The organism is Nonomuraea corallina, assembly GCF_027620315.1.
Taxonomy (GTDB): Bacteria; Actinomycetota; Actinomycetes; order Streptosporangiales; family Streptosporangiaceae; genus Nonomuraea; species Nonomuraea corallina.
The window spans coordinates 1-7,112 of record NZ_JAPNNL010000255.1 but is presented as its reverse complement, the minus strand read 5'-3'; the positions used below and the strand labels follow the sequence as shown (position 1 = coordinate 7,112).

The 7,112-nt window shown below is 72.8% G+C and carries 6 protein-coding genes; 3 read left to right on the top strand and 3 right to left on the bottom strand.

The genetic code is table 11. The features are described from left to right. Together OUY22_RS34705 and OUY22_RS34700 are read right to left on the bottom strand one after the other, a co-directional pair. Positions 1-736, bottom strand: a 736-nt coding sequence (locus OUY22_RS34705) for an ABC transporter ATP-binding protein (protein WP_270159542.1), incomplete at its 3' end; no start/stop codon positions are given. Next, complete coding sequence (locus tag OUY22_RS34700) at positions 733-1,896, bottom strand: LolA family protein (protein ID WP_270159541.1); 1,164 nt, start codon at positions 1,894-1,896, stop codon at positions 733-735. The genes OUY22_RS34705 and OUY22_RS34700, both read right to left, overlap by 4 nt. 127 nt (positions 1,897-2,023) lie before the next feature. On the opposite strand from OUY22_RS34700, the gene OUY22_RS34695 reads away from it, so the two are divergent. Both OUY22_RS34695 and OUY22_RS34690 read left to right on the top strand, forming a co-directional pair. Further along, the gene (locus OUY22_RS34695; protein WP_270159540.1) at positions 2,024-2,698 is read left to right on the top strand and encodes a response regulator transcription factor; all 675 of its coding nucleotides are present in this window, start codon (positions 2,024-2,026) and stop codon (positions 2,696-2,698) included. Next, complete coding sequence (locus tag OUY22_RS34690) at positions 2,691-4,049, top strand: sensor histidine kinase (protein ID WP_270159539.1); 1,359 nt, start codon at positions 2,691-2,693, stop codon at positions 4,047-4,049. The genes OUY22_RS34695 and OUY22_RS34690 overlap by 8 nt, the downstream gene beginning before the upstream one ends. Positions 4,050-4,215: 166 nt before the next feature. Here the strand turns inward: OUY22_RS34690 and OUY22_RS34685 are convergent, their stop codons facing one another. Continuing rightward, positions 4,216-5,085 carry a LysR family transcriptional regulator gene (locus OUY22_RS34685; RefSeq protein ID WP_270159538.1) on the bottom strand — a complete coding sequence of 290 codons (870 nt, stop codon included), beginning with the start codon at positions 5,083-5,085 and terminating at the stop codon, positions 4,216-4,218. A 744-nt stretch (positions 5,086-5,829) separates the two neighbouring features. On the opposite strand from OUY22_RS34685, the gene OUY22_RS34680 reads away from it, so the two are divergent. After that, a complete protein-coding gene (locus OUY22_RS34680; protein ID WP_270159537.1) occupies positions 5,830-6,831 on the top strand; it encodes a neutral zinc metallopeptidase in 1,002 nt (333 codons plus the stop codon). Positions 6,832-7,112 lie beyond the last annotated feature (281 nt).

The following is a 7,112-nucleotide window of genomic DNA, read 5'->3' as shown; positions in this document are numbered from 1 at the left end:
CGGCCCGGCCGCCGCTCAGCGAGGCGATCGTGCCGTCCGCGACCAGGCGGCCGGCGCGCATGATGGCGGCGTGCGTGCACATCTGCTCGACCTCGGCCAGCAGGTGGGAGGAGACGAACACGGTCGTGCCGCCGGCGGCGATCTCCTTGACCAGCGCCCGCACCTCGCGGGTGCCCTGCGGGTCGAGCCCGTTGGTGGGCTCGTCGAGGATGAGCAGCTCGCGCGGCCTCAGCAGGGTGGCCGCGATGGCCAGCCGCTGGCGCATGCCGAGCGAGTAGACGCGGTAGCGCTTGCCCGCGGCCGCGGTGAGGCCGACGCGTTCGAGCGCCTCGGCGATCCGCCGTCCGGCGTCGGCCCCCGAGGCGGTGGGGTCGGCGGCGTCGAACCGGCGCAGGTTGGCCTCCCCCGTCAGGTACGGGTAGAAGGCCGGGCCCTCGACCAGCGCCCCGACCCGGGGCAGGGCCCGCGCGAGCGGCAGGCCGAGCAGGGAGCAGGTGCCGCCGGTGGGCGTGATCAGGCCGAGCAGCATCCGGATCGTGGTGGTCTTGCCGGAGCCGTTCGGGCCCAGGAAGCCGTAGACGGACCCGCGCGGCACGGACAGGTCGAGCGCGTCCACGGCCACCTGGCCGCCGCGGAAGCGCTTGGTCAGCCCGGACGTCACGAGGGCGGCGTCGGCGGGGAAGGAGGGCGGGGCCGCCCCGATGGGCGTCCCCGCGTCCCGCGTGGCGGTCGTCACCTGACGCCCGCCGCCTTGACGATCTCCTCCGGGGTGACCGCGCCGATCAGCAGGCGGTCGTCGTCGGTCAGCAGCACCGTGACGAGCTTCGTCTTGATCAGCTTGCCGGAGCCCCAGGGGCCGCTCACCGGCGTGGCGGACTTCAGCACGCTGTCCAGGAGCTCCCGCGTCCCGGCATCCGTGCCGCCCGTGCCGGGGTCGGTCGCCTCCTCGCCCGTCGACAGGACGTCCGCCGGGAGCACCGCGACCGCGGTCCAGCCCTCGCCTCGGGTCTGGACTTCGCCGGCGGCCCGCTTGGCCTCGTCGGCGTGATCGAGGCTCTTGTCGTGGTTCGGGTGGTTCTCGTGCTTCAGGTCGGCCGCCCCGAACGTCTTCTCCTCCACCTTGGCGCCGGGGGGCGGGGTGAAGGCGAAGTTCTCCTCGGCCGGCGGGGTGAAGGTGAGCTGGGTGAACCCGACCTGCAGGGCCGGCTCGGCCGAGCCCTTGGCGAACACCTGGACCCGCAGCGGCACGTGGTGCTCGCCGTCGACGGCCAGGCGCACCTCCTGGACCAGGGAGGCCGGGTCCTTCGGGGCCAGCACGAGCTGGTAGGCCGGGCGGCCCGCGACCTCGGCGGTGTTGCTCACCGAGATCGTGGTGGAGTCGCCCACGTGTTCCAGCACCCGTTGCGCCGCCTGGTCGGGGGTCATGACGGACGGGTGGGGCGTGGGCCGTCCCTCCCGGTGGGGCTGACCCTGCTGCTTGATCCTGGTGGCGGTGTTGCTGTCGCTGTTCCAGTACCACGCCTGGTCACCGTTGACGATGATGTTCGTCTCGTTGAACTGGGTGGGCAAGGCCAGCCGCATCTTGTCCTCGTCGCCGTACCAGAGCTTCACCTCATGGGAACCGGACAGCAGCGCCAGCGGCGAGCCGTCGCCGACGCCGGGCAGCGCCGGCAGCCCGAGCGAGGCCGTCTGCTGGACCGTGCCCGACATGGGCGGCATGCCTTCGTGCTTCTCCGTGGCCGCCACGGCGTCGGCCAGCAACTGCTGGGCGGACTTCTCGGGCAGCACCGGGTCGCCGCTCACCGCTGCGATGACCGGGCCGGCGCCGAGCGCCGCGCCGATCACGGCCGCCGCCGCGATCGGCACTCCCCATCTCACGAACGTGCCTCTGCGCATCTCACTCCTCAACGGTATGTCGATACACGCAGCCTGCGTCATGCATCCTTAGGCGAACCTGAGACGGGCTGAGAGCCCTCTCAGCGTTCTCAGCCGGCTCTCAGGGCGGGCACGGGAGAATCGGCGCATGCGGGTACTGGTGGTCGAGGACGAGCGCCGGATGGCGGCCGCGCTCCAGCGCGGGCTGCAGGCGGAGGGTTTCGCCGTCGACCTCGCCCACGACGGCGAGCAGGGGCTGCACGAGGCCCGGCACGGCGACTACGACGTGGTCGTGCTCGACATCATGCTGCCGAGGCTGTCCGGCTACAACGTGTGCAAGCAGCTGCGCGCGGAGGAGAACTGGGTGCCCATCCTCATGCTGTCGGCCAAGGACGGCGAGTACGACATGGCCGACGGCCTGGATCTGGGCGCCGACGACTACCTGACCAAGCCTTTCTCGTACGTGGTGCTGGTGGCCAGGCTGAGGGCGCTGCTGCGGCGCGGCGCCGGGCGGCGGCCGGCGGTGCTGGCGGCGGGCGACCTGTCGCTCGACCCGGCGCGGCGGCGGGTGCGGCGCGGCGAGCGGGAGGTCGAGCTGACGCCGCGCGAGTTCGCGCTGCTGGAGTTCCTGCTGCGCCGGCGCGACGAGGTGGTGTCCAAGTCGGAGATCCTGGAGCACGTCTGGGACACCTTCGACACCGACCCGAACGTGGTCGAGGTGTACGTGGGCTACCTGCGGCGCAAGATCGACGCGCCGTTCGGCAGGAACGCGCTGCAGACCGTGCGCGGCGCGGGTTACCGGCTGGCCGGCGACGGTGGCTGAGTTCCCGTCCGGGCGCCCGTCGTCCTGGTGGCGGCGGCAGGGGCTGCGGTTCCGGCTGACCGTGGTCGCCGTGGCCGTGCTCGCGGTGGCGCTGGCGCTGTCGGCGTCCGTGCTGCTGTCGGTGCTGGACCGGACGCTCATGGACACCGTGGACGAGTCGGTCACCCGGCAGGCGCACACGGTGCGGGTGCAGGCCGACGCCGGCACGCTCACGACCCCGATCACCACCCACGACGGCACGATCGTGCAGGTCCTCGACGCGGACGGGCGGATCACGCACGTCACCTACGGCGCCGACCGGCTGGTGCCGCTGCTCGACGCCCCGGGCCGGGCGCGGACGCTGCGGGAGGGCCGGGCCACGTTCGTCGACGGCCGCCCGTACGCGATCCCGGCGCAGCTGCGGGTGGTGGCGCTGAGCGCCGACCGCGGGCAGACGGTGCTCGCGGCCCGGTCGGTGTCGGAGATCCAGACGAGCGTCCGCACGGCCGGCGGGGTGCTGTGGGTGGGCACGCCGCTGCTGGTGGTGCTGCTCGCCGGCGCCAGCTGGATGATCATCGGGCGTACGCTCCGGCCCATCACGGCGCTGCGCCGGGGCGCGGCCGAGATCACGCACACCGCGCGGTCGCGCCGGCTGCCGGTGCCGGAGTCGCGTGACGAGGTGCACTCGCTGGCCACCACGCTCAACGACATGCTGGCCCGGCTGGAGGAGGCCGAGAAGCGGCAGCGGGCGCTGGTCTCCGACGCGGCGCACGAGCTGCGCAGCCCGCTCGCCAGCATCCGGCTCCAGCTGGAGGTGGCGCTCGGGCACCCGGACGGGCAGGACTGGACGGAGACGGCCGAGGGCGTCCTGGAGGACACCCTGCGGCTGTCCCGGCTGGCCGAGGACCTGCTGGCGCTGGCCCGGCTGGACGAGCGCGGCGGCGTCCCGGCCCGGCGCGAGCCCGTCGACCTGGACGAGGTCGTACGGCGGACGGCCGACCGGTACGCCGAGGCGCGGCTGGCGGTCTGCGACCCGGTGGAGGTGCGCGGCGACGCCATGGACCTCGGCCGGGTGCTGACCAACCTGATCGACAACGCGGTGCGGCACACCGCGTCGAAGGTCGAGGTCGCGTTGACCGCCGACGGGGTCCTGACGGTCACCGACGACGGTCCGGGCATCCCGGAGGACGACAGGGAGCGGGTGTTCGACCGGTTCACCCGCCTCGACACCGGCCGCAGCCGGGACCAGGGCGGGGCGGGGCTGGGGCTGGCCATCGTCCGGGAGACGGTCCGCGCCCATGGCGGCACCGTCCACCTGGAGGACGCCTCCCCCGGCCTGCGCGCCGTGGTGTCCCTCCCCCCGTCCAGATGAACGGGACGACCGCCACGACGGCGTTCACCGTCCGCATCGCGTCGTACGACGGATCCGGGACATGCTGAACACGCCGACCGGTGTGACGGTGGAGCCTCACGGAGCCCGCCACGTGTCCAAAAGGGGGGCACGCGGGCCGGCGCCGGCGAGGTGGTGAGAGACCGCGCTAGGCGGTGGTGCCCCTCTCGGCGGTCGCCAGGAAGTCCTGGGCGATCAGCGGGAGGCGGCGGCGCGTGTGCACGACGGCGATCACGCGTCGGACGGCGGGATCCAGCGAACGGACCACGAGGCCCGCCCTGGCGGCCTGTTCGGCCATCCCGCGATACCACAGCAGCGACGCCTGACCGGTGCGGACCGCGTTCAGCCAGCCGTTGCGCTCGTCGGTCTCGAGGACGACGACGGGGCTGACCGCGAACTTGCCGAACATCGCGTCGAGCTCCCTGCGGCGGACGCTGCCGCGCGCGGGGAGGGCCAGGCGCATGCCGTGGAGCCTGGCCATGGGAACGGGGTTGGGGAGTTCGAGCCCGGGCGGGGAGATCAGCACGATCTCCTGCCGTTCGAGCGGGTGGGTGATGAGGTCGCCGGGGACGGGCAGGTCGGTCAGGCCGAGGTCTGCCCGCTGGTCCCGGATGGCGCTGACGACGGCCTCGCGGCCTTCGCAGCGGACGATGTGCACGCGGACGCCCGGGTGCTCGGAGGCGTAGGCGGGCAACAGCCGCCCCGCCAGACCGGGCTCCAGGCTGGGGGTGGCGGCGATGCGGAGTTCCGCCTCGCCGGCGCCGCCGTGGCTGGCGAGGCCTTCGATCTCGCGGACGGCGTCGAGCGCCTCACGAGCCAGCTTCACCACACGGCGACCCTGCGAGGTCACCACTACCCCCCGCCCCGAACGCGCGAAGAGCGTCATTCCGAGCTCTCGTTCCAGATCGCGGATCGCACGCGAAAGCGCAGGCTGTGCGATGTACAGCGATCTTGCCGCGTCAGTCATGGTGCGGTGCTCCGCAGTCGCGACCACATAGCGGAGCTGCTGGAGGTTCATGGCAAAGAACGCTAGGACAACGGCACGTTCGCGGTCGGCAACATGACTGAGATCACCTCGAATGATTTCGGACCGTAACCGAGTACGGCTACATCCGTGACGGGTGAGAAATCAGTATGCTTCTGCCCCATATTTGGCAAAGGCACGGTGTGTGACAGGAGAGGTCACGCATCTCGGACTTCCGAGTATGGGGGCGACACGGTGACAGGCAACGGGCAATATCCTCCCCCGCCACAGGGGCCAGGACAGCCCCAGAGGCCACCCTCGCTTCCCTGGCCCCCACAGGGCCATCCGCAGGGCCAGCCGCAGGGCCATCCGCAGGGCCGTCCGCAGGGCCGTCATCGGCCGGAGCACCAGCCCGCCCCCTATCCGGGGCAGGGCGGCCCCGGCGCGTACCCGGGCCACGGGGCTCCGCCGCCCGGCGGCCAGGGGCCGTACCCGGGACAGCCGCCGTACCCCGGGCAGGGCGTGCCGCCGCCGGGCCAGGGACCGTACCCGGGGCAGGGCGTGCCGCCGCCGGGGCAGCCGCCATATCCGGGGCAGGGACCATACCCCGGGCAGGGACCGTACCCCGGGCAGGCGCCGCACCCGGGCGGGGGCGGCGGGTACCCGCAGGGGCCGTATCCGCCGCCGGGGCAGCCGGCCGGGCCGGGCGGTCCCCCGCCACCGCAGGGCCCGTGGCCGCCCCGGCAGGCCTTCCCGCCGCACGGGCAGTGGCACCACCGGCCGCGGCGCAAGTCAGGGATGGGCGTGGCCGGCGTGCTCGGGCTCGTGTTCGGGTCGATGGCGGCGCTGTTCGTGCTGGTGGTCGTCGGGGCGGCCTTCCTGGACGGGTCCTCGGACAGGGATGCCTCGACGCCGCTGGCGCAGCCGACGTCCTCCCCCGACGACGGGCCGACCCGGTCCTGGGACGACCCGACGCAGCGGCCCGACGACGAGCCCACCGGGCGGCCCACCCAGGACGACGAGCCCGCCGACGAGCCGGACGACGACCCGCCCGCGCAGGTGACGCTCGACCGCAGCCTGAAGAACAACACCCTCTACCGCGCCGGCGCCCTGCCGAGGCTGAACTGCCGGGCGGGCAACGCCAGCGTCTTCAGCCACAGCCAGCTCAAGGCGCTGATCCTCAAGACCAGCGAGTGCATGGACCGCGCCTGGGAGCCGGTTCTGCGCAAGCAGGGCATCCCGTTCAGCCCGCCGAGGTACGCCATCGCGGCCAGGAGCGGCAGGGGCGCCTGCGGCGACTATCCCCAGCCGGGGAGCATCGTGCCCTACTACTGCCCGCGCAACAGCACGATCTACGCCTCCACCTCGGCCATGGCCAGGGGCAACGGGAACTCCCGCGGCTACGGCCAGATCGTCAGCTGGCACGGCGGCATCATCAGCATGATGGCCCACGAGTACGGGCACCACGTGCAGAACCTGACGGGGCTGCTGGACTCCTGGTGGGCCCGGACGCTGGAGACGCCCAACCGGAACGGCAAGCTGGCGCTGAGCCGGCGGCTGGAACTGCAGGCGACCTGTTTCGCCGGGATGTGGATGCGGTCGGTCGCGACCTCGTACCCGGTGAGCACGGGCAACCGGCAGCGGCTGTTCTGGTTCTACGGCCAGGTGGGCGACCATCCGGGTTATCCGCGCGACCACGGGTCCCCGGCGAACAACCACCGGTGGTTCCGGCAGGGCTGGGAGAAGAACCACGCCTACCAGTGCAACACCTGGGCGGTGCCCGCCTCGGCCACCTCCTAGCGATCACATGGCATTCATCTCATGTTGGGCACATGTCTTTGTTGTCCATATATGGGGACTAGAATCCTGGCAATCTTGTGCCATCGGGGGGCAAACCCATCGGGTTATGCCTGGTAGGCGTGTGAAGGAGCCGGTGTGAGCAATCGCGATGGGGTGGACGCCGGGCCCGGAGGCAGGAAACGGCGCCCCTCTCGCCGTCCTCGGCCGGCCGCGTCCGGAACCCCGTCCGAGCCCGCGCCGGAACCCTCGCCCGAACCCGGCCCGTCCGGCGGCGACCCCAG